Origin of the sequence: Acinetobacter sp. NEB149, from assembly GCF_012516415.1 — a bacterium.
Classification (GTDB): Bacteria; Pseudomonadota; Gammaproteobacteria; order Pseudomonadales; family Moraxellaceae; genus Acinetobacter; species Acinetobacter lwoffii_V.
This window is the reverse complement of sequence record NZ_CP051208.1, coordinates 1,345,833-1,366,786: the sequence shown is the minus strand read 5'-3', so window position 1 is coordinate 1,366,786 and position 20,954 is coordinate 1,345,833. Positions and strand designations below refer to the sequence as shown.

Annotated in this window: 20 protein-coding genes and 1 tRNA gene; 10 read left to right on the top strand and 11 right to left on the bottom strand. The window is 42.3% G+C overall.

Annotated features, from left to right (window positions below; genetic code table 11):
* The first annotated feature begins 119 nt into the window (after positions 1–119).
* The 4 genes from cysS to HGD77_RS06555 all read left to right on the top strand — a co-directional run bounded on the left by cysS (position 120) and on the right by HGD77_RS06555 (position 3,730).
* Entirely contained in the window at positions 120–1,541 is a 1,422-nt protein-coding gene (gene cysS, locus HGD77_RS06570) for a cysteine--tRNA ligase (protein ID WP_005263100.1), read from the top strand.
* A 62-nt stretch (positions 1,542–1,603) separates the two neighbouring features.
* A tRNA-Gly gene (locus HGD77_RS06565) sits at positions 1,604–1,679 on the top strand.
* Between the two features lie 191 nt (positions 1,680–1,870).
* Complete coding sequence (locus tag HGD77_RS06560; protein WP_005263101.1) at positions 1,871–2,659, top strand: PaaX family transcriptional regulator C-terminal domain-containing protein; 789 nt, start codon at positions 1,871–1,873, stop codon at positions 2,657–2,659.
* Positions 2,660–2,752: 93 nt separating this feature from the next.
* Entirely contained in the window at positions 2,753–3,730 is a 978-nt protein-coding gene (locus HGD77_RS06555) for a fatty acid desaturase family protein (protein WP_005263102.1), read from the top strand.
* 31 nt (positions 3,731–3,761) lie between these two features.
* Here the strand turns inward: HGD77_RS06555 and HGD77_RS06550 are convergent, their stop codons facing one another.
* Both HGD77_RS06550 and yfcF read right to left on the bottom strand, forming a co-directional pair.
* Positions 3,762–4,703 carry a cation diffusion facilitator family transporter gene (locus HGD77_RS06550; RefSeq protein ID WP_005263103.1) on the bottom strand — a complete coding sequence of 314 codons (942 nt, stop codon included), beginning with the start codon at positions 4,701–4,703 and terminating at the stop codon, positions 3,762–3,764.
* Between the two features lie 130 nt (positions 4,704–4,833).
* Positions 4,834–5,475 carry a glutathione transferase gene (gene yfcF, locus HGD77_RS06545; protein WP_005263109.1) on the bottom strand — a complete coding sequence of 214 codons (642 nt, stop codon included), beginning with the start codon at positions 5,473–5,475 and terminating at the stop codon, positions 4,834–4,836.
* Between the two features lie 242 nt (positions 5,476–5,717).
* On the opposite strand from yfcF, the gene HGD77_RS06540 reads away from it, so the two are divergent.
* Positions 5,718–6,434, top strand: coding sequence for a glutamine amidotransferase (locus HGD77_RS06540; protein ID WP_005263112.1), 717 nt, complete (start codon positions 5,718–5,720; stop codon positions 6,432–6,434).
* 123 nt (positions 6,435–6,557) lie between these two features.
* The gene (locus HGD77_RS06535; protein WP_005261588.1) at positions 6,558–7,709 is read left to right on the top strand and encodes an IS4-like element ISAbe18 family transposase; all 1,152 of its coding nucleotides are present in this window, start codon (positions 6,558–6,560) and stop codon (positions 7,707–7,709) included.
* Between the two features lie 51 nt (positions 7,710–7,760).
* Here the strand turns inward: HGD77_RS06535 and HGD77_RS06530 are convergent, their stop codons facing one another.
* From HGD77_RS06530 to HGD77_RS06510, 5 genes are all read right to left on the bottom strand, one after another.
* Positions 7,761–8,348 carry a YceI family protein gene (locus tag HGD77_RS06530; RefSeq protein ID WP_004729881.1) on the bottom strand — a complete coding sequence of 196 codons (588 nt, stop codon included), beginning with the start codon at positions 8,346–8,348 and terminating at the stop codon, positions 7,761–7,763.
* A 129-nt stretch (positions 8,349–8,477) separates the two neighbouring features.
* The gene (locus HGD77_RS06525; RefSeq protein ID WP_004729882.1) at positions 8,478–8,933 is read right to left on the bottom strand and encodes a GNAT family N-acetyltransferase; all 456 of its coding nucleotides are present in this window, start codon (positions 8,931–8,933) and stop codon (positions 8,478–8,480) included.
* A gap of 175 nt (positions 8,934–9,108) precedes the next feature.
* A complete protein-coding gene (locus tag HGD77_RS06520) occupies positions 9,109–9,324 on the bottom strand; it encodes a hypothetical protein (protein WP_004729883.1) in 216 nt (71 codons plus the stop codon).
* Between the two features lie 134 nt (positions 9,325–9,458).
* Complete coding sequence (gene tkt / locus HGD77_RS06515) at positions 9,459–11,447, bottom strand: transketolase (RefSeq protein ID WP_005263115.1); 1,989 nt, start codon at positions 11,445–11,447, stop codon at positions 9,459–9,461.
* 445 nt (positions 11,448–11,892) lie between these two features.
* Complete coding sequence (locus tag HGD77_RS06510; protein ID WP_005263117.1) at positions 11,893–12,276, bottom strand: pilin; 384 nt, start codon at positions 12,274–12,276, stop codon at positions 11,893–11,895.
* 473 nt (positions 12,277–12,749) lie between these two features.
* Here HGD77_RS06510 and metK point away from each other — a divergent pair, with 473 nt between their 5' ends.
* The 3 genes from metK (at position 12,750) to HGD77_RS06495 (ending at position 16,070) form a co-directional block, all read left to right on the top strand.
* A complete protein-coding gene (gene metK, locus HGD77_RS06505) occupies positions 12,750–13,916 on the top strand; it encodes a methionine adenosyltransferase (RefSeq protein WP_004729886.1) in 1,167 nt (388 codons plus the stop codon).
* A 331-nt stretch (positions 13,917–14,247) separates the two neighbouring features.
* A complete protein-coding gene (locus tag HGD77_RS06500) occupies positions 14,248–14,592 on the top strand; it encodes a hypothetical protein (RefSeq protein ID WP_005104359.1) in 345 nt (114 codons plus the stop codon).
* 266 nt (positions 14,593–14,858) lie between these two features.
* Entirely contained in the window at positions 14,859–16,070 is a 1,212-nt protein-coding gene (locus tag HGD77_RS06495; RefSeq protein ID WP_005263127.1) for a YeeE/YedE family protein, read from the top strand.
* A 53-nt stretch (positions 16,071–16,123) separates the two neighbouring features.
* On the opposite strand, the gene HGD77_RS06490 is transcribed toward HGD77_RS06495, so the two are convergent.
* From HGD77_RS06490 to HGD77_RS06480, 3 genes are all read right to left on the bottom strand, one after another.
* A complete protein-coding gene (locus HGD77_RS06490; RefSeq protein ID WP_004646660.1) occupies positions 16,124–16,633 on the bottom strand; it encodes a hypothetical protein in 510 nt (169 codons plus the stop codon).
* Between the two features lie 63 nt (positions 16,634–16,696).
* Complete coding sequence (locus HGD77_RS06485) at positions 16,697–17,476, bottom strand: TIGR03915 family putative DNA repair protein (protein ID WP_004279976.1); 780 nt, start codon at positions 17,474–17,476, stop codon at positions 16,697–16,699.
* Positions 17,476–18,735, bottom strand: coding sequence for a putative DNA modification/repair radical SAM protein (locus HGD77_RS06480; protein WP_005263130.1), 1,260 nt, complete (start codon positions 18,733–18,735; stop codon positions 17,476–17,478). Before HGD77_RS06480 ends, HGD77_RS06485 begins: the two co-directional genes overlap by 1 nt.
* Positions 18,736–18,942: 207 nt before the next feature.
* Between HGD77_RS06480 and HGD77_RS06475 the strand changes: the two genes are divergently transcribed.
* Complete coding sequence (locus HGD77_RS06475) at positions 18,943–19,986, top strand: NAD(P)H-dependent flavin oxidoreductase (RefSeq protein ID WP_005263131.1); 1,044 nt, start codon at positions 18,943–18,945, stop codon at positions 19,984–19,986.
* Positions 19,987–20,041: 55 nt separating this feature from the next.
* Here the strand turns inward: HGD77_RS06475 and HGD77_RS06470 are convergent, their stop codons facing one another.
* On the bottom strand, positions 20,042–20,719 hold the full coding sequence (locus HGD77_RS06470; protein WP_121979937.1) for a hypothetical protein: 678 nt from the start codon (positions 20,717–20,719) through the stop codon (positions 20,042–20,044).
* Positions 20,720–20,954 lie beyond the last annotated feature (235 nt).

Genomic DNA, 20,954 nt, shown 5'->3' with positions numbered 1-20,954 from the left:
AATCACTCTTGTCGCCTAACTCCCCTAAATAACTGAGGCTTTTTACGCTTTTATCTTTATGAATAATTATGCTTAGGTTAAGATGATTCATCCTTTTATTTGAAGTCTTTTGAACAGCTATGCAACCATTTGTTCTATATAACTCAGAGCAACGCAAAAAAGTAGAATTCGTACCTCGTGTTGAAGGTCAGATTGACCTGTATGTCTGTGGAATGACGGTTTATGACTACTGTCATATTGGACATGCACGTACAGTGGTTGCATTTGACTATATTATCCGCTTCCTGCGTAGCCAAGGCTGGAAAGTCAAATATGTGCGTAATATTACGGATATTGACGACAAAATTATTAAACGTGCCAATGAAAATGGCGAAAGTATCTCAGAATTAACAGGTCGCTTTATTGATGCGATGAATGAAGACTTTGCCAAACTGGGCTGCCTTGCACCTGATGTTGCACCTAAAGCAACAGATTATATCGATCAGATGCAAGATATGATCGGCAACCTGGTCGACAAAGGTACGGCTTATCCTTCCAATAATGGCGATGTCTACTTTGAGGTCGAGAAGTTTGCCAAATATGGTCGTCTGTCTGGCCGTAAATTAGAAGATATGCAAGCCGGCGCGTCTGAACGTGTCGATGTTGAAGTCGAAAAGAAACACCCGTTTGACTTTGTACTGTGGAAACATGCCAAGGAAAATGAACCGTCATGGGCATCTCCTTGGGGCAATGGCCGTCCAGGCTGGCATATTGAATGTTCCGCAATGTCAACCTGCTGCCTAGGCAATCATTTCGATATTCATGGCGGTGGTGCTGATTTAACCTTCCCGCATCATGAAAATGAAATTGCACAATCTGAAGCAGCAACTGGTGAACAGTATGTCAATTACTGGATGCATGCCGGATTTATTAATGTCGATGGCGAGAAAATGTCGAAGTCTTTAGGCAATTTCTTCACCATTCGCGACGTGATTGAAAAATTCCATCCGGAAGTGGTGCGTTACTTTATTGTCTCTTCCCATTATCGTAGCCCGGTAAATTACTCGGATGTTGCCTTAAAAGAAGCAAAAAATACCTTGTCTCGTTTCTATCACTCGTTTAAAACCTATCAGGCGGTTTATGGTGGTCATCTGGTTGAAACTCTGGATGAGGCTTTGGTTGAACGTTTTAATACCGCTATGCGTGATGATTTCAATACGCCTGAAGCGATTGCGGTATTGTTCGAAATCAATAAAGAGCTGAATCGTGCGGTGAAAGAAGAAAATGCAGAACAGGCAGCGATCTATTATGCAACTTTGCGTCACCTGACCAATATTCTCGGTCTGGTACAGCAAGATGTAGAAGAGTTCCTCAAGTCTGACATTGGTCAGGAAGCATTGGGACTATCACCTGAACAAATTGAAGATTTGATTCAACAGCGTCAGGATGCCAAGAAAGCCAAAGAATTCGCACGCGCAGACGAAATCCGTCAATCTTTACTTGATCAAGGTGTTGTTCTTGAGGATACCCGTCAAGGTACAGTTTGGCGCCGTGTTGATTAATTAATCAAACAGATTTATAGAGAGTTGACACTGCTGTGGAATTCTCTATAATTCACCTCATTGCGGGAATAGCTCAGTTGGTAGAGCATAACCTTGCCAAGGTTGGGGTCGGGAGTTCGAGTCTCCTTTCCCGCTCCAGAATACGAAAAACCCTTATCGAAAGATAAGGGTTTTTTATTGTGTTTGAAAAAAATTTATTAATAAAATGCATATCTCAAATCACTTATTCATCCTCTTTTACCCTGACATTTTTTTTGGGTTATTCATGACAAAGTGCTATTGTGGATAAACTTTAAAACTTTTAATCCCTTTCATAACGATATCGTTTCATGACTTATAAATTAAATGCTCGTCATCTAATTCTAGATCTTTTATATGCCTCTAAAAACTCAACCCTGTCTATTAAGCGGATATTAACTGCTGCTGAATTATTGGGTATATCTGACAATGGTATCCGTGTCGCTGTAGCCCGATTAAATCAGGAAAATGTCATTCAAGCTGTAGAGCGCGGCGTATATCAATTGCTAGAGAAAAAATTCGATACTTCTTTTATCAGCTTAAACAAACATCCTGATATGCAAACGGCGACCACGTGGAACGGAAAATATGTATTGGTCTATACCGGCACTTTGGGACGTGTAGACCGTACCGCCTTATCTAAAAGAGAAAAAGCGCTGCGTTATTATGGTTTTCAGGAACTAGAGCAAAATGTTTTTATTCGCGCCGATAATTTAACGTTGAATCTAAGTCCATTAAAAAAAGCTGTAATCCAGTTTGGATTAGATCCTGACGCACGTTTTTTCCAAGTCAGTCAACTGGAAAATGAAACCGAAGTTCGTGATTTATGGGATATCGAAGAGCTACATCAAACCTATCATGCCGTACAGCATGATATTAACGACTGGTTTGAGAATTACCAAAATCTGACTTTAGCAGAGGCTGCAAAAAGTGCCTTTTATCTAGGTAAGTCTGCCCTATTTAGTTTACGTGCTGATCCTTTGCTTCCTGCAGAATGGATAGACACCGATGCCCGACAACAATTTGAGCTCGCAGTCCGCAAAATAGAAAAACAGGGTCAACTTTTATGGCAACACTATTTTAAAGACCAAGGGGGCTAATTTATTTCTTTTTTACACACAAAAATAAATTGACTGTAATATTCCATCCAAATATATTGAATACAACAATAAGAACTAAATATAGGCAGAAGAATGAACAGCAAGGTCAGTGTCACAGAACTTTTTAGTCGTGATGAAATTAAAGAACTCACCATGACCTCAGACTTGCATGGTGCTTGGGCAGTAGGTTCAACCTGGACCATAATTGTCATGACCTTTGGCACGGTAGCCTATAGCTGGGAATATTTACCTACGTGGGGGAAAGTCCTGATGTGCGCGCTGGCATTGGCCATTTTGGCTGGCCGACAACTTGCGCTGGCTATTTTGATGCATGATGCCTCACATCATAGCCTGTTCAAAACCAAATGGTTGAACACTCATTTGACTGACTGGCTCTGTGCACGCCCGATCTGGAATGATGTCAGCAAGTATCGTCCTTATCATCTGAAACATCATGCTAAAACCTCGCAACCAGATGATCCTGACTTGGGGTTGGTAAAAAACTTTCCCATTACGCAAAGCTCACTATTCAGGAAATTCTTCCGTGACCTGAATGGGCAATCGGGGCTTAAATTTCTCGCTGGTCGAGTATTAATGGATCTGGAATTACTGGAATGGAGTGTTTCCAATGACCCCAAGCCAATTCCGCGTGGTGATCGCAGCAATTTAGAGTTAGCGAAAAACTTGCTTAAAAATAGTTCTGGTATGTTAATTTCAAATGCAGCAATTTTTTCTGCGCTTTGGGCCAGCGGCCATCCTAAACTGTATTTATTATGGCCTCTCGCCTATATCACCCCATTTCCTTTGTTCATCCGCATCCGTGCCATGGCTGAACATGCCGGATTAGAAACCAGTCATTCTGCCCTTAGCAATACCCGAACTACTCGTGCAGGCTGGCTGGCACGTGCTTTGGTTGCCCCGATTCATGTGAACTATCATATTGAACATCATTTAATGGCCTCTGTTCCGCATCAAAAGCTGGGGAGAATGCACCAGATGTTAAGGGAGCGTGAGTATGTCGATGCTCCGCCAAGTTATCTGGATGTGATTCGTTCACTTTTAAAAAAATAATCAACTTTCCCGATGCTTAGATTATTCCACTTCAATGCTGATGGGTTTCAGCATGTGAATGCGGATGTGAGGATTGTCCCCGATGTTCCGGCGGGCAATCTTCCGCTTCAATCTGCAAGGTCATCTCGGTAATATGATGCTCATGGTGAAGCATCTCAAAGGTCTGATGCCGCAGTTTCTGATAATCCACATTCGGTGCAACCAGATGCACGGTCAGCATGACTTTTTTGGAAGTAATCGCCCAGACCTTGAGCTGATGAATATCCTGGACCCCATCAAGCGCCAAAAGATCGTGACGTAATTTTTCAATATCAATTTCCTCCGGCACACCTTCAAGCAGAATATTGATGCTCTGTTTCAGCAAAATCCAGGTTCTTGGCAATACCCAAAATCCGATTAATACTGCAATGATTGTATCTATCCACATCCAGCCGGTGAAATAAATCACTAGTGCTCCAATAATCACGCCTACAGATCCCAGTGCATCACTGAGCACTTCCAGATAAGCACCTTTGACATTGAGACTTTCCTGACTACTAGACACCAGAATTTTCATGGAAATCAGATTAATGATCAGCCCCAAAACAGCAACAATCATCATGCCAAGGCTTTGAATTTCTGGTGGATGACTCAAACGCTGATAAGCTTCAAACAAGATATAAATCGCAACCACAAACAGCATTAAGGCGTTAAACAAAGCAGCCAAAATCTCAAAGCGCTGATAACCAAATGTCCGTTTATTGTCTGCCGGTTTTTGTCCAATTTTGATAGCGACTAAAGCGATAGCCAGTGCAGCAGCATCGGTAAACATATGCGCAGCATCAGAAAGTAAGGCCAAACTTTGAGTTAGAAAACCAGCAATCACTTCCACAATTAAAAAAGTGGTGGTTAATCCCAGCGCTATTGATAATTTTCTGGCATTTTTTGCAGTCACGGTGACATGACTATGCTCATGATGATGTGAATTTCCCACCGGCCACTCCTTCCTTCTTATTCAACGAGGACTGTATCCTCAGCATCTTTCAAGTCTTGTTCTGATTCATATTACGCTTGAATTTTATCTATTTAAGTAGGTTTTTTATGAACTGTTTTATCAGTCGACATTAGATTAAAGTTTTAGCTTTTTCATGCTCTGCCAGCCAAGCCTGTACCGAAGCCCGCTTAAAATTACGCTCGACATATTCTATTATTTTCACAGGAAGTTTCACCTGATGACTCAGCAGACGATGCAACATAAAGGCCAGATCAAAGTCTGCAATGGACCAGTGTTCAGTCAACCATATGTCCTCCAGCATATGTTCTGCCACATTCACCAAGCGCTGAATTTCTTCGGTGATCGGAGCTGTAAGAGATGTAGATATTTTTGGTGGATGAAATACCGAATCGGAAGGCATTTGTTGGCGGATTTGCATAAAATCGGTTTTGACCAAGGCTTGTATGGCGCGACATTTGGCTCTCGCCTGAATTTCCTTTGGATATAGTGCCGGATAACTTGGAGCCGAAAAGACATCTTCCAGATATTCAGTGATCGCCCATGATTCAAACAGGCTAAAGTTATCTACTATTAAAAACGGAACTTTAGCACTTGGACAAATGGCTTGATAAGCCGCAGATTTCTGTTGCTGCTGATCTAAATCAATCACGATTTCCTGAAAATCTAAACCCTTTTCTTTTAAGGCAACATAAACCGACATGGCATAAGGGCTGATTCTATTTTTATCGACATATAAACGTATATTCTGCATATCCTTGTTCCTGATGACCTTGTTGTTTTTATTCAGTACGGCAGCCTTACTCTACTCTCTTTTCTATATAAAAGGAAAAATGAACTGCTTGATGTAGCGATCACACGAAAAATTTTTACACACTTACTGATAGTGCAGAGATGCTTATTATTTTTTATTTTGCACGTGATGTGGGGCATAAAGCCTTTTATTTTGCTTTTGATTCACGTTAAATTAAATCATTCTCTTGATATCAAAAAACTATGTTGAACTTAGCCCACCTCCCCGATACCGTGTATGCCATTCAACATCTGGCCTTTGAAGACTTAGGTGCTTGGGAAGATATTTTTTATCAGCTCGGCTTACGTGTGCGTTATTTCGAAGCTGGTATCGATGATCTCACCAAGGCTTTTGAACATCCCGGATTAACAATCATTCTCGGTGGCCCAATTGCAGTCTATGAAACTGAGGACTATCCTTTCTTACAACAGGAAATAGACTTACTTAAAGTTCGCCTAGAAAAGAACTTACCAACGTTAGGCATCTGTTTAGGTGCGCAGTTAATTGCTGCTGCATTGGATGCCAAAGTCTATCCAGGAGATGTAAAAGAAATTGGCTGGTCTAAACTCAGTCTTACTTCTATTGAAAATAATCCACTAAAAGCTCTGGAAGATATTGACGTCCTGCATTGGCATGGTGATACCTTTGATCTACCTGAACAGGCAGAGTTACTGGCCAGCTCTGACCTTTATCCAAATCAGGCCTTTCAGGTAGGACAGAATATTCTAGCACTACAATTCCATGCTGAAGTGGTCAGTGAAAGTTTAGAGAAATGGCTGATTGGACATACCTGTGAGTTACGCAAAGCCCAGATCAATATCCCTGCACTGCGGGCAGATCATCAAAGCTATGCACCCGCGCTTGAACAGGCCGCCAGTTCGGTATTGCTGCATTATTTAGAAAACTTGCAACTTAAATAACCGTAATAAAAAAGCACCCAGTTGGGCACTGCTGTCCCATAGTTTGCTTTAAATAAAAAAACCTGAGTCCTAACAGTTAAAATATGAGTGCAAACAAACACTTTAACGACTAGGATTCAGGTTTTGTCACATCAGAATACCGTATTTCATGAGCTAATTAAACCTGTTGTGCGACAGGATTTTGAACAACTTGCTAAAGTACACCATGTTGGACAGAAATTTAGAGCGGCTTCCCGGTGGGATCAGTTTATTGCCATATTGATGTCTCAATTCTCTTGTAGGCAAAGTCTGAGAGATATTCAATCCAATTTGGAGTGCCAACAGGAAAAGCTAAGTCATCTCGGAGCAAAGTCTATTCCCCGAAGCACGCTGGCACGAATCAATGAGCAGCAGCCTGCTGCCTTGTATCAACAGCTATTTTACAAGTTGCTTAAATACTATGAACACTCAAAAGTAGCTCATAAATTTCGCTTTAAGAATCCCTTGTATTCCTTGGATGCCAGTCATATTGACCTGTCGCTTTCCTTATGTGAATGGGCCAAAGTTCACAACTCAAAAGCCAGCATGAAACTCAGCATAGGATTGAATCACAGCAATGATATTCCTGAGTTTGTTGCAGTTGAAAATGGCAAAGAAAATGACATGGTACAAGGCCGTAAATTCCAGTTTCCTGCTGGCAGCATTGTAGTTTTTGATAAAGGCTATGTCGATTACCAATGGTATGCAAATCTGACTGCTCAAAACATTGGATTTGTCACACGTTTTAGGCCTAAATCTGTGTATCAGGTGATCCAGCAACATCCAGTGCTTGAATCCAAAGGTATTCTAAAAGATGAAACCATTCAGCTGAATAGCGCACATGCCCTAAAAAGAAAAGCCCCAGTGTTAAGAAGAATTGAATATAGAGATCAGCAAAGTGGCAAGCACTTTAGCTTTCTCAGCAATAACTTTCATTTAGCCGCCTCCACCATTGCGGCGATTTATAAAGATCGTTGGAAAGTTGAGCTGTTCTTTAAGGCGATTAAGCAGAATCTCAAATTAAAAGCGTTTCTAGGCCGCAGCAGGAACGCAATTCAGACACAAATCTGGATTGCGATGATCGCCTATTTATTGGTGAGTTTCGCTCAACATTTAGGAAAAACAGGTTGGACAGTTCAGCGCTTACTCAGAATAATTCAAGTGAATTTGTTTGAAAGAAGAACTTTAAAAGCTTTATTTTCACCCGATAAAATACCCATAAAACAAGAGGAAGCTCAAATGAGCTTCCTCTTGTGAAAAATTGTGGGACAGCAATGCCCAGTTGGGTGCTTTTTTAATTTGTCATGCTTATTTTTTCGGAGCAGGTACAGAAGCCTCGGTAGTAATGTTTACTGTAATTTTATCGCCCACATTTGGAACATAACCGCCTACCCCAAAGGCTGAACGGTTAAATGAAGTGGTTGCATTGAAACCAATCGTTTGTAATTTTGTCATTGGGTGCACGCCTTGTTTATTTAAAACTGCGTCCAGTACCACAGGTTTAGTGACATCTTTTACGGTTAAGTTACCGGTGATTTTGTATTTGTTTTTGCCTAAAGCCTGAACTTTAGTACTTTTAAAAGTGATATTCGGATATTTGGCAGCATCAAAAAATTCTGCTGTCTTAATATGGTCATCCAGCGCTTTCACATTCGTATTAATGCTTGCAACCGGGATATTCACATTGACCGAAGAATTCGCAGGTTTTACATTATCAACATTAATCGTACCCTGGATGTCACTGAAGTTTGCAGATGGTGTAGAGAAACCAAAGTGGCTCCAAGAGAACACCGTTGCTGAATGAGTCGGGTCAATCGTATAGGCCACTGGTTTTGCCATAGAAACTGTTGCTACAGATGCGACCGCCAAGCCTAATGCTAATGTTTTGAAATTCATGTTTTTATCTCACGTTTTGGATGTTATTAAGTGTATAGAATCTGGAACTGTTTACAGCCCTAAAGATAAAACGTTTTGTTGCAGCGATGAAACGATAAAATTGTAAGTTATTTTTTTAATTTTTGAGCTTTAATCCATACGGTACTGGATGAATCCAGTTTTCTTGGCGACTTTGTTATACAACGCTTGTGCCTGATGGTTTAATTCATGAGTCAGCCAGTAAACCCGGTCGCAATTACGCTGCTGCGCGACCTGATAGACATGCTGAATCAGCTTGCGCGCCACGCCCTGTCCGCGATAATCAGGATGGGTAAATAGATCCTGCAAATAGGCATAGGGTCTTACTGTCCAGCTACTGTTATGTTCGATGACATGCACAATCCCTACGACCTTTCCATCAATCAAGGCCGCAAAACCGTACATTGAATCTAACTCATAATTAGTTAATTTATCCCAGGTATTTTTACTTACCTCATCCGAAATTTGGGTCTGATAAAAGCGTTGATAGTCTTGCCATAAAAATAGCCATTCCGGCTGTGATATTTGCTCTAGAGATTTGATCTGGATCTGGCACTGTATATTCATGTTTAACTGCTTCTTTGGCTTATTTCTTTAATTTAAGTCGTTTCAATAGTGGTCGCTGAATTTTTATAGCGGCCTAAACTTAGCTTTATCTCATCTGGTGCTCATAAGCAACCTGTCAGATGAAAATCATCCGGCATAAAAAAAGTCCCAATCAGGGACTTTTCATGCATTATGTTTAAAGTTTTTCAACCAGAATACGATCAACCTGTTTTAGGCCAGTCGTCTTTTCATGATTTTTACGACGCACTTTAATGACCTTTTCTTCGGCTAATTCTTGCAGCATTAAATCAACTGCAACCATCGCTTCAAGAGGTAATTCCTGTCCGATCCACTTGAGTTCGCCTGCATCCATTAAAGTAATTTCATCGTTAATTTGTTCATACAAGCTCATGTTCATCTCACTCTTTCATTTCGACTATGGGAGAACTTTCTAACGATTGCCACATGAAAACAACGCTAAAAAGCGAAAAAATAAAAGACGCCCCAAAAATGGAGCGTCTTTTAATAAACCGCCTAATCAGTTGATTATGCAGTAATCTCTTTTACAGCTGCAACCACTGCTTCAGTAGTAATACCGAAGAACTGGAACAGATCTTTTGCAGGTGCAGATTCGCCATAAGTGGTCATACCGATTACGCGACCATCAAGACCCACAAATTTCCACCAGTAATCAACATGTGCAGCCTCAACAGCAACACGTGCACGAATATTTGATGGAAGAACCGCTTCACGATAAGCTGCATCTTGCTTCATGAATTCTTCAGCACATGGCATAGACACGACACGCACGCCTTCAAGCTGTGCATAAGCTTCCATTGCCAGAGATACTTCAGAACCAGTTGCAATAATGATGGCTTTCAATTCGCCTTTTTCTTCAGCCAGTACATAACCACCTTTCGCAGCGTTCTCAATTTGAGCTTGAGTACGGGTTTGGAATGGCAAATTCTGACGGGAGAAGATCAATGCGGTTGGACCTTCAGCACGCGTTAATGCAGATTTCCAAGAAATTGCCGCTTCAACCGTGTCACATGGACGCCATGTGTTTAGATTTGGCGTACCACGAAGGGATGCGATCTGCTCAACAGGTTGATGCGTTGGACCATCTTCACCCAGACCAATTGAGTCATGCGTATACACATGGATCACGCGCTGTTTCATCAATGCAGACATACGTACGGCATTACGTGCATATTCCATAAACATCAGGAATGTTGCTACGTAAGGGATAAAACCGCCATGCAGTGCAACACCATTCGCGATTGCAGTCATACCGAATTCACGTACGCCATAGTGTACGTAGTTACCTGCCGGATTGTCCTGTACGCCTTGCGCGCCTTTCCAAAGGGTCAGGTTAGAACCTGCAAGATCCGCAGAACCACCTAGAACTTCTGGCAATAATGGAACAAGTGCTTGTAATGCATTTTGGCTCGCTTTACGCGTTGCGATCGTTTCAGCTTTGGCATTCACTTCTGCAATATAAGCATCCGCTTTTGCAACGAAGTCAGCCGGTAATTCACCAGATAAACGACGTTTAAGCTCAGCTGCTTCAGCTGGATATTTTGCAGCATAAGCAGCAAATGTTTCGTTCCAAGCTGCTTCTGATTCAGCACCTTTGGCTTTCGCATCCCAAGCTGCATAAACATCTTCAGGAATTACAAATGCTTCATCAGTCCAGCCTAGTGCTTCACGAGTCAAGACGATTTCGTCATGACCGAGTGGTGCACCATGACTGTCTTCTTTACCTTGCTTGTTTGGTGAACCCAGACCAATCACAGTTTTACAAATAATGATGGTTGGTTTAGCAGTTTCAGCTTTAGCTTCTAAAGTTGCCTGACGGATTGCATCTGCATCGTGGCCATCAACTTTAATCACTTGCCAGCCGTACGCCAGGAAGCGTTGTTCTGTATCGTCAGAGAACCAGCCTTCCACTTCGCCATCAATCGAGATGCCATTGTCGTCATAGTAAGCAATCAATTTGCCCAGACCCAATGTTCCTGCCAAAGAACATGCTTCGTGAGAAACACCTTCCATCAAACAGCCATCGCCAAGGAAGCAGTAAGTGAAGTGATCTACAACTTGGATATCGTCTTTGTTAAATTGTGCAGCTAGGGTTTTTTCAGCCAGTGCAAAACCAACAGCATTCGCGATGCCTTGACCTAAAGGACCAGTCGTCGTTTCAATTCCTGGCGCATAGCCCAATTCCGGGTGACCAGGTGTTTTAGAATGAAGTTGACGGAATGCTTTTAGATCTTCAATCGAAAGATCGTAGCCCGTTAAATGAAGAAGCGCATATTGAAGCATAGAGCCATGGCCATTTGACAATACAAAACGGTCACGGTTTGCCCAATTCGGGTTGGTAGGGTTGTGGTTCATGAATTCACGCCAAACCACATCAGAGATATCTGCCATCCCCATTGGAGCACCTGGATGTCCTGAGTTTGCTTTTTGCACAGCATCCATTGCCAATACACGAATTGCGTTTGCAATACGACGTTCATTAAGCGGGGTTGTCATAAATCAGAGTCCAAAATATTCAGAAATAGGAAATGATGAAAAGACTTTCAAAACTGCTGTCTATTGTCTTAAAAAAACAGCGAGGGGTAAAGACTAACCAACAATATTTATCAGTTTATTGAGTGTCTCTTGCCTTATCGTACAATTATTCCACATTTCTTCTTCGGCTTCGCTTCTCTCTACCGGTTTTCAGATTGAATTATCCCTCATTTCCTAGCTAACTTTATTGTCTGTATCTACAATTTAAGCAGATAGACAGGATTGAATTTATGCTGATTTTGTTTCTATTTCATATGTCTCACATCATTATTTTTGAAGAAAATCTATACAATTAACTAAACTAGTCATAATGTAATTTGTACTAAATTTTATAAAATATGGGTAGGATTTTTTGATATACAGGTGAAACCTAATTTGCTTAGGCTAATTTTCAACTTCGGGAGAGTTATTGCCCTTGGCAGTCTTTAGGCAAATAGCGCTGCTGAATATCAGTGGAATAACATTTGCCACTATGAACATCAAAAGCAACCGATTTCCCGCGAATCGCAGCATCTACTCCCTGCTCTCGTATCTTGAACTCTATCCGGCACGTAGCGTTAATGATCACTTTTTCGATATATTGACCATGCCCACCAATCTCGCGTCCGGCATCACAGTGCTGATCCGAAGCAATAAACTGGGTTCGATATGCTCCAGCTTGCTCAAATACTTCGGCCAATTGATTACGCACGACATAAGCTTGATAACTCATAAAAGCCATCGTTACTAAAATCGCGATGATGATGAGTACGATCAGTACTTCAATCAGGGTAAATGCCTTTTGATACATGATTTCTGATCTCCGTACAGTCTTGCTCCAAGAAGTCCATAGCAAAAGATGTCGCCACTCCTAACCAGCTAATGTGGAAGACTTAGCGCTAATATGAAGACACGCTTGAACATCGACAAGACAGTTGGTCGCAAGGCGCACAGTCTGAATCTGCTTTATTGATGTAATGATCACTTGCTTAAGTAAATTTTGAATTTTGAGCTTTGTATTTTTTCTATCGTCTATTTTTTTAAGATTTAATCGGAAATCTAAGCATTTAATTTTCTGACAGTCTGACAGATTAAAATATTGTTGCTTCATATTCCCCAATCAATAATGCTGCCTAAATAGACATATCAATTTTTTTAATTCTATTAATCAATTAAAAACACAATAATTTGAAACAATTTCGACCAATTTTGTCCTGTTAAGCTAGTCCTAGAGCGCAACTCGATGTAACATATCGGGTCTTTAAAATTAACTGTGATAGGACTATGCGCGAGTACGCTGTATTTACTTCGGAATCTGTAAGCGAAGGCCATCCAGATAAAATGGCTGACCAAATCAGTGACGCTATTTTGGATGCAATCTTAAAAGAAGACCCATATGCACGGGTTGCTTGTGAAACGCTTGTAAAAACAGGTGCGGTTGTACTTGCCGGTGAAATCACAACGACAGCAAATGTTGATTTTGAGGCAATTGTACGTCATACCGTAAACGGAATTGGTTATCACCATTCTGATCTTGGTTTTGATGGCTCAACCTGTGCCGTGATCAACATGATTGGTAAACAGTCACCTGAAATTGCTCAGGGTGTAGACCGCCAGAAACCTGAAGATCAGGGTGCCGGTGACCAGGGCTTGATGTTTGGTTATGCAAGCCGCGAAACTGATGTATTAATGCCTGCGCCGATTTCATATGCGCATCGCTTGATGGAAAAACAGGCTGAATTACGCCGTAATGGCACCTTGCCATGGTTACGCCCAGATGCAAAAAGCCAGGTAACGTTTGCTTATGAAAATGGCGTACCAGTTCGTTTAGATGCAGTCGTTCTTTCGACTCAACATGATCCTGAAATCACTCAAGCAAACCTGAAAGAAGCTGTGATTGAAGAAATCGTGAAGAAAATCATTCCTGCTGACATGTTCCATGCAGAGACCAAATTCCACATCAACCCAACGGGTATGTTTGTGATCGGTGGTCCTGTGGGTGACTGTGGTTTGACTGGACGTAAAATTATCGTAGATACCTACGGTGGTATGGCACGTCACGGCGGTGGTGCTTTCTCTGGTAAAGATCCATCTAAAGTTGACCGCTCTGCTGCATATGCAGGTCGTTATGTAGCGAAAAACATCGTTGCTGCTGGCCTGGCTGACAAGTGTGAAATTCAGGTGTCTTATGCAATTGGTGTTGCTGAGCCAACTTCAATTTCAATCAATACCTTCAATACTGCAAAAGTCTCTGAAGAATTGATTATTGCACTGGTTCGTGAACATTTCGACTTACGTCCATATGGCATTACCCGTATGCTTGACCTGATCCAGCCGATGTATAAGCAAACTGCTGCTTATGGTCACTTCGGTCGTGAAGGTTCTGATACTGCCTTTACCTGGGAAAAAACTGACAAAGTGGAAGCGCTTAAAGCGTCTGCTGGTCTATAAGTTTTTCTTAAAAAAAGCCTGCATCATGCGGGCTTTTTTTATGTCTTTCATTTCTTCATCTTTAGAATTATCTCTAGGTCGTGATGACAAATATTTAAATGCCAAGCTTCATACTATAACCTGCCTATCGAATGATACTATTAAGACTTCCCTCTCTGTGAATATCACTATTCCATGAAACTTAAAACAACTTCCGACTGAGCCATTATAGTATAAGTATCGAAAAAAGTTACAGTTAATCAACAAATGTTGATCTATTTGCTAGCATAAATCTAAATAAATGGCTGCTAAATTAGATTGCAGCTCTACAACAACAAAAGGATATTACTCGATGAATAAATTACTGATTGCTTTAGGTTTGGCGACCACTGTTGCCTTAGTCGGCTGTAGTAAAGAAGAAGCGCCTGAAACCGGCGCAACCACAGGTGAGCATTTAGAAAATGCAGCCAATCAAGCCGGTCATGATATGGAAGATGCCAGCCGTGAGGCTGCGGTAGAAACCGAACGAGCAATGGATAATGCCGCAGAAAATACTGCTCAGGCAGCGGACGAAGCAGCTGCTGCAACGTCTAGAGCAGCAGATGCCACTGCGGAAGCAGCACGTAAAGCAACTGCAGCAACTGCAGCGGCAGTTGAAGAAGGTGCCGGAGAAGTTCGGGAAAAAGCTGAAAACTGATTTTAGCATTCAGTTTGATGTTTAAAAGCCTGCGATTGCAGGCTTTTTTATCAGAGATGATTTTAAATATCGAATGATCTAAATTGAAATTGCATTATTTCTTGAGGGGATCAATTTTTTATCTAAGTGAGTGGATAAAATCAGATAAACTGATAAAACTTATCAAGTATTAGAATGAATTAATTGTGATTCACTACGCAAAACGGGCTGCATTTAAACTGAAATTCAGTAGAATACCAGCCTTTATTTTTAAAATTCAATCTCCCATGTCAGTCATTGTTGCTGCTTCCCAACGGTCGAATATTTCGGTCTGGGCAGCTTTTATCTTGCTTATCATAGGTACAATCGGTGCCTATCAAATCGTAGGCTTAAATCAGGCCTTATTATTTTTGGTTGGTGGTGCACTGGGCATGACCCTGTATCATGCTTCATTTGGTTTTACTTCGAGCTGGCGTGTCTTTATCAAGGAACGTCGCGGTCGTGGTTTACGCGCACAAATGATTATGCTCGCTCTGGCCGTTTTGCTGTTCTTCCCGACTTTAGGTGCAGGTGAATTGTTCGGTAATCCAGTCAAAGGCAACGTTAACCCTGTTTCCATGTCAGTTATGATTGGCGCCTTTATTTTCGGTATTGGTATGCAGCTCGGTGGCGGTTGTGCATCAGGTACGCTATATACCGTGGGTGGCGGTAGTGCACGTATGTTGGTAACGCTACTGTTTTTCTGTATCGGGTCTGTGATTGCGACCTCGCACCTTGACTGGTGGTTTGCCCTGCCACATCTTGAACCGATTTCCATAGTAGAAAGTTTAGGCGTCCTCCCTGGATTGCTGTTGAGCTTTATCGTTTTTGCCATCATTGCTGCGGCGACTGTTTATTTCGAAAAGAAACGTCATGGCAGCCTGGAAATTGAGCCAAGCAGTGAACATCAGGGCTGGAAGCGCTTTGTTCGTGGTCCATGGCCTCTGATTTGGGGCGGTATTATTCTGACCTTGCTCAATTTTGCGACTCTGGCACTCGCAGGTCGTCCTTGGGGCGTGACCTCTGCGCTGGCAGTTTGGGGTGCCAAAGGTGCTACGCTTGTGGGTGTTGATGTAGCTTCTTGGGATTATTGGCAAAAAGCAGGCAATGCCAAAGCACTGGCAGAATCATTATGGTTTGATATTACCTCAATGATGAACTTCGGTATCATGCTGGGTGCTTTATTGGCAGCTAGCTTGGCAGGTAAATTTGCGCCGAATTTTAATATTCCAAAGCGCTCACTGATTGCTGCTGTTGTAGGTGGCTTAATGCTGGGCTATGGCGCAAGACTGGCTTATGGTTGTAATATCGGTGCATATTTCAGTGGAATTGCGTCGGGTAGTCTGCATGGCTGGTTATGGCTGGTGTTTGCCTTTATCGGCAATGGCATTGGGGTAAAACTTCGTCCGATCTTCTTCCCGAATGAAAAACCGCAGCCTGAAAAACTGACCGGTTGCTAATGCTTAAAATCAAAAAAGCCCATCTGTGATGGGCTTTTTTCTGGCTTTAGGATTTACAGCGCAGCTTTTAAATTACAGCCATAACCCATGGTCTGCTGAACCTGACGATAAGTCGTATAACGATCCAGAATAAAGGTATAAAAATGATCAGCATCAGAGAAATTAGCTTTTAAATTTTCATTCTTGGCATTGGGCAATTTAATGTCATCGACCAGTTCCAGATTGTAATGTCCCAAACGGAACATATCGGCAAAATAACTATTCATCATATCGCAATAGGCGATTTTACTAGGTTTTAATGCGGTACTGCTAACGAGATGCTGGTTCAAGCTTTGCAGATTATTGACATCTAAAGGAAACTGGTGTGCGAAAGCAATGCTTTCGACTTTCTTAAATTTCTGAAAGTCTTGGGCTAACTGGACATTGAGTGCATCAAAACGTTGCTGCAGTTCCTGTGCGGTCTGAACCTGATATTTGGCTGGATCTACGACCGGTTTTTGTGGTTGTTCCGAACATGCAGTTAATCCAGTGAGCAGCGCTAATGACGTTAGCCATACCTTCATGTTTATACACTCAATTTAAATATACCAATGCTTATTATGCCTGAAAGCAGCTTGATGTACTGTTTAAAGTAATTTCTCATTCATATAACGCCAGTAGCGCTTTGGCACATATTGAATATGCAATTTCATGTTCTTGCGCGCCTGAATATTCACACTGTTAAAATAGTCTTTCCAGAGCTGATCATATAGCAGCTCTTGATCATCCAGTTCAATACTGAATGATTGACTATGACCAATCCGGATTTGTGGATCGATTATTTCAGCGTTCATCTCGACCTGATGCATCTGCCTTAAATCATAATAAATACCGTAATTACGCTGCTCGTCATAAATCAGCCAGCTTTGATCCTGATAACGCTCCTGAAAATGTCGGGAAATAATCGGCAAGACATTAAAATCCGGTCTGACCAGACTCAGAAACAAACCATCTTTGGCTTTTTTAAAGCGTACAAAAGCCTCCATACGATGCTTTTCCCGCCCCACTTGCTTGGCCCATTGCGACATGCCGATCACCGCAGTATGACCATAATCTTTATCGACTGGACGCTGGTTTTGAAAGACATAGACTGCAAAATCAAAAAGAGTCTGGAACGCTGCTTCCTGCTCTGACAAAAACGTATAGTAAAAAGCACGCAAACTGCTGGAAGATACTTTCTGCTTTAATCCCTGCCACACCCGCTGCCCATGCTGATCATTAGAGGCCACATGGATAAATTCATCAAATAAACCTGTTTGTGCTTGAGGATTGGCCGTCACTATCACGTTAAATTCTTTAAACTCGAAAGCACGAAATACACAACTGAGCAGACCAGTCATGCTGCCATCAAAACAGTAACTTGCCACTAGAAACCCAATCCTAATTGAGGTGAAAGTTGCTGCTGATATTTGGATTGTCCTGACATCAAAATTTGCTGGCGAATCTGATGGGACTGCTGATCTTTCTTAAATTTCGGTGTATCTGCACAGCAGATAAAATGCTGCGCCCGGTTATAAGCCACGCCCATGCGTTTTAGCTGGTCAATATGAATCTGTCCAAAACGGCGGGCCTGTACAATTTTCTGGGCAGAACGTACACCTATACCGGGTACCCGTAGAATCATTTTATAGTCGGCACGGTTAATATCGACTGGAAAGGCTTCAGGATGACGCAAGGCCCAACTGAGTTTGGGATCAATATCCAGCTCCAGATTCGGATGCTGCTCATCGACAATTTCATCAGCAGCAAAGCCATAAAAACGCATCAGCCAGTCAGATTGATACAGACGATTTTCTCTTAATAATGGCGGTGCTGAACCGATGGCGGGTAAGGCTTTATCTTCAGGATTAATCGGGATATAACCAGAGAAATACACCCTTTTCAGCTTGAATTCCTTGTAATGCCGGTCAGCCATCAAAATAATGTCCTGATCGGTTTCACTATGCGCGCCCACCACCATCTGTGTAGTTTGTCCGGCAGGTACAAACTTGGGGACTGACTTGATCAGCTTGCGTTCATCTTTGAGCTGGATCAACCGGTCACGCACAATGCCCAAGTCTTTTTGTACTTCAGCATGGGTTTTCTCAGGCGCAAATTTTTGCAGTCCTGCTTCTGTTGGCATTTCCAGATTAATACTCATACGGTCGACATACAGTCCGGCTTCGGTAATGATCTCCTGTGATGCACCCGGAATAGTTTTCAGATGAATATAGCCATTAAAGTTTTCTTCGAGTCTAAGTTTTTTGACCACTTGCAGCATCCGTTCCATGGTGTGATCCGCCGACTTAAAAATACCCGAACTGAGAAACAGCCCCTCAATATAATTACGCCGATAAAAATTCATGGTCAGATCCACGACTTCCTGCACGGTAAATGCTGCACGCTGGACATCAGCGGAACGGCGCGAAACACAATAGGAACAGTCAAAAATACAGACATTAGAGAACAGAATTTTCAGCAAGGAAACACAGCGGCCATCTTCGGTATAGCTATGACAGATGCCATTGCCGGTATTGCCCACACCCTTTTCTTTATTTTTACGATTGCTACCACTGGATGAGCACGACACATCATATTTGGCAGCATCGGCTAAAATTTGCAGTTTTTCACGGATACGATCAGACATGAGCTCAGAGAATATGTGACCAAAAAGCTATTATAAAGTCTTAATTTCTAGACCTATAAATAATCCGTCTCTTTGACGACATAGCGTGTCGCAAGAAATGTAAATAACACGTAACCCATGCTGCAGTATTTCAAAATAAAATAACCAATATGATTTGCTTAATTTTGTGCTCAAAGGCAAAGTAAAAGCATAACAAGGAGCAAATCTATGTCTTTATTAGAAAATCTCGGAATTAAACACCCTATTTTCTTGGCACCGATGGCAGGTGTCTCTACGCCCGAGCTTGCTGCCGAAGTGTCCAATCAGGGTGGCTTGGGTTCACTGGGTCTGGGGGCCAGCAGTATTGATGCAGCGCGACAACAGATTTTAAAGACCCAGGAATTGACAGATTGCCCTTTTCAGGTCAATTTTTTCTGTCATGACAGTATGCCTCTAGATGAAGCTGTAGCGCAGGCCTGGATTGCCCAGTTTAAAGATAAATTTGCCAAATATGGCGCTCAGGCACCCCAGCATTTGAAGTGTATTTATCCGAGTTTTAAAGACAATGATGACTTCCTGAATCTGGTATTGGAAACCAAACCGCGAGCAGTCAGCTTTCATTTTGGGATTCCGCATCCACATCAAATTCAAGCCCTCAAACAGGCCGGGATTCTGACCATGGTGTCTGCCACCAATTTTGCCGAAGCCAAAGCTATTGAGGCAGCCGGAATTGATATCATTATTGCACAGGGGATTGAAGCTGGCGGCCATCGTGGGATTTTTAGCACCAAGTTTGATGCTTCAGTCAAAACCTCGAATCTGGTGAAACTGATCAAACAGCATTCTTCCTTGCCGATTGTAGCGGCAGGCGGGATTATGACGGGTGAGCAAGCGCGTCAAATGATGGATTTCGGTGCAGATGCCGTGCAACTCGGGACTGCATTTGTGCAATGCAAATCTTCCAATGCCAATGAGGCTTATCGTAAAGCCCTATTTTCCAAGCCACTCACTCAAGTCAGTGCCAGCATTTCCGGTCGTCCTGCACGCGGCATCATTAACCACTGGCATATTGAGGTGGATACACCGGAGCGACTGGATGTTCCGGCCTATCCATATACTTATGATCTGGCCAAGCAATTACATGCTGCTGCTGCCAAACATGGGGATCAAGGTTATGGTGCATTCTGGGCAGGTTCGAACGTAGCACAGATTCGTGAAATGGAAGCTTCCGATCTGATTAACCAGCTCATACTGGAAATGAAGCATCTTTAATACTTGAATCATAAAAAAACCTCTCCACATGGAGAGGTTTTTAATTTATCTAGAATTAGCGTGTGACACGATGCCAGGCATCTTTAACTGCAAATTTCGCTTCTTCCCAGTTGAGGCGGGACTCACCTTTTAACTGTTCCCACTTGGTACGCAGTTCAGGTTCGGCACGGTCAAAATCCGTATCATGCTCATACATCGGACGATTTTCATAACCGACCCGGTAAGCACCGCGATAATCACGATCATAATCTAGATCGCCATATGTGCTACGCGTTTCATTGAAATACGGGCGATTATGATACTCATCTCTCCAGTAATTATCTTCTGCTCTCAAATGATCTGGATGTCGATAGTTATCTGCCTCAGGAAAGTTCTCTGGGTGCTGGTAATTATCTGTCTGCTTCCCATGATCAGGCGTTGCAATGTCATTACCTGCAATACCGCCAACTACTCCACCGATAATACCACCCACCACTGCACCTGGAGGACCACCTACTAGACCTGCAACTGCGCCTACCGCAGCTCCACCCAAAGTACCGGCACTGGTCGCAGCCAGATTATCCTCACCTTCATTCATGTCTGGAACACGAGGATTATCTTTCACGGGTGTATTCAAATCTGGACGAGCGTTAGTATCAGTCGGATTGATATTTATGCCTTCACTGCGTTCTTGTGGCAATTCCGTTGACGTTTTATGGCTAAACTCTGTGACTGGACGATTGGTATTTGTCATTACAGATCTCCCTCAATGATGACGATAAACAAGATGGATCACATCTGGTTTATATCTGGATAGGTTCATCATAGAGGAAGCTTGAGTAAGCAATGTCCAAGTCCTGTCCAGTTTAAGTGAACAAACTGTGCTGCTATGTATTAGACAGGCTGAAGTGTAAACAGAATGCAAAAATCAGCCCGCTCAAGATAAAAAAGGTAGGGATTTCATGCAAAAAATATTAAATGATTCGCTG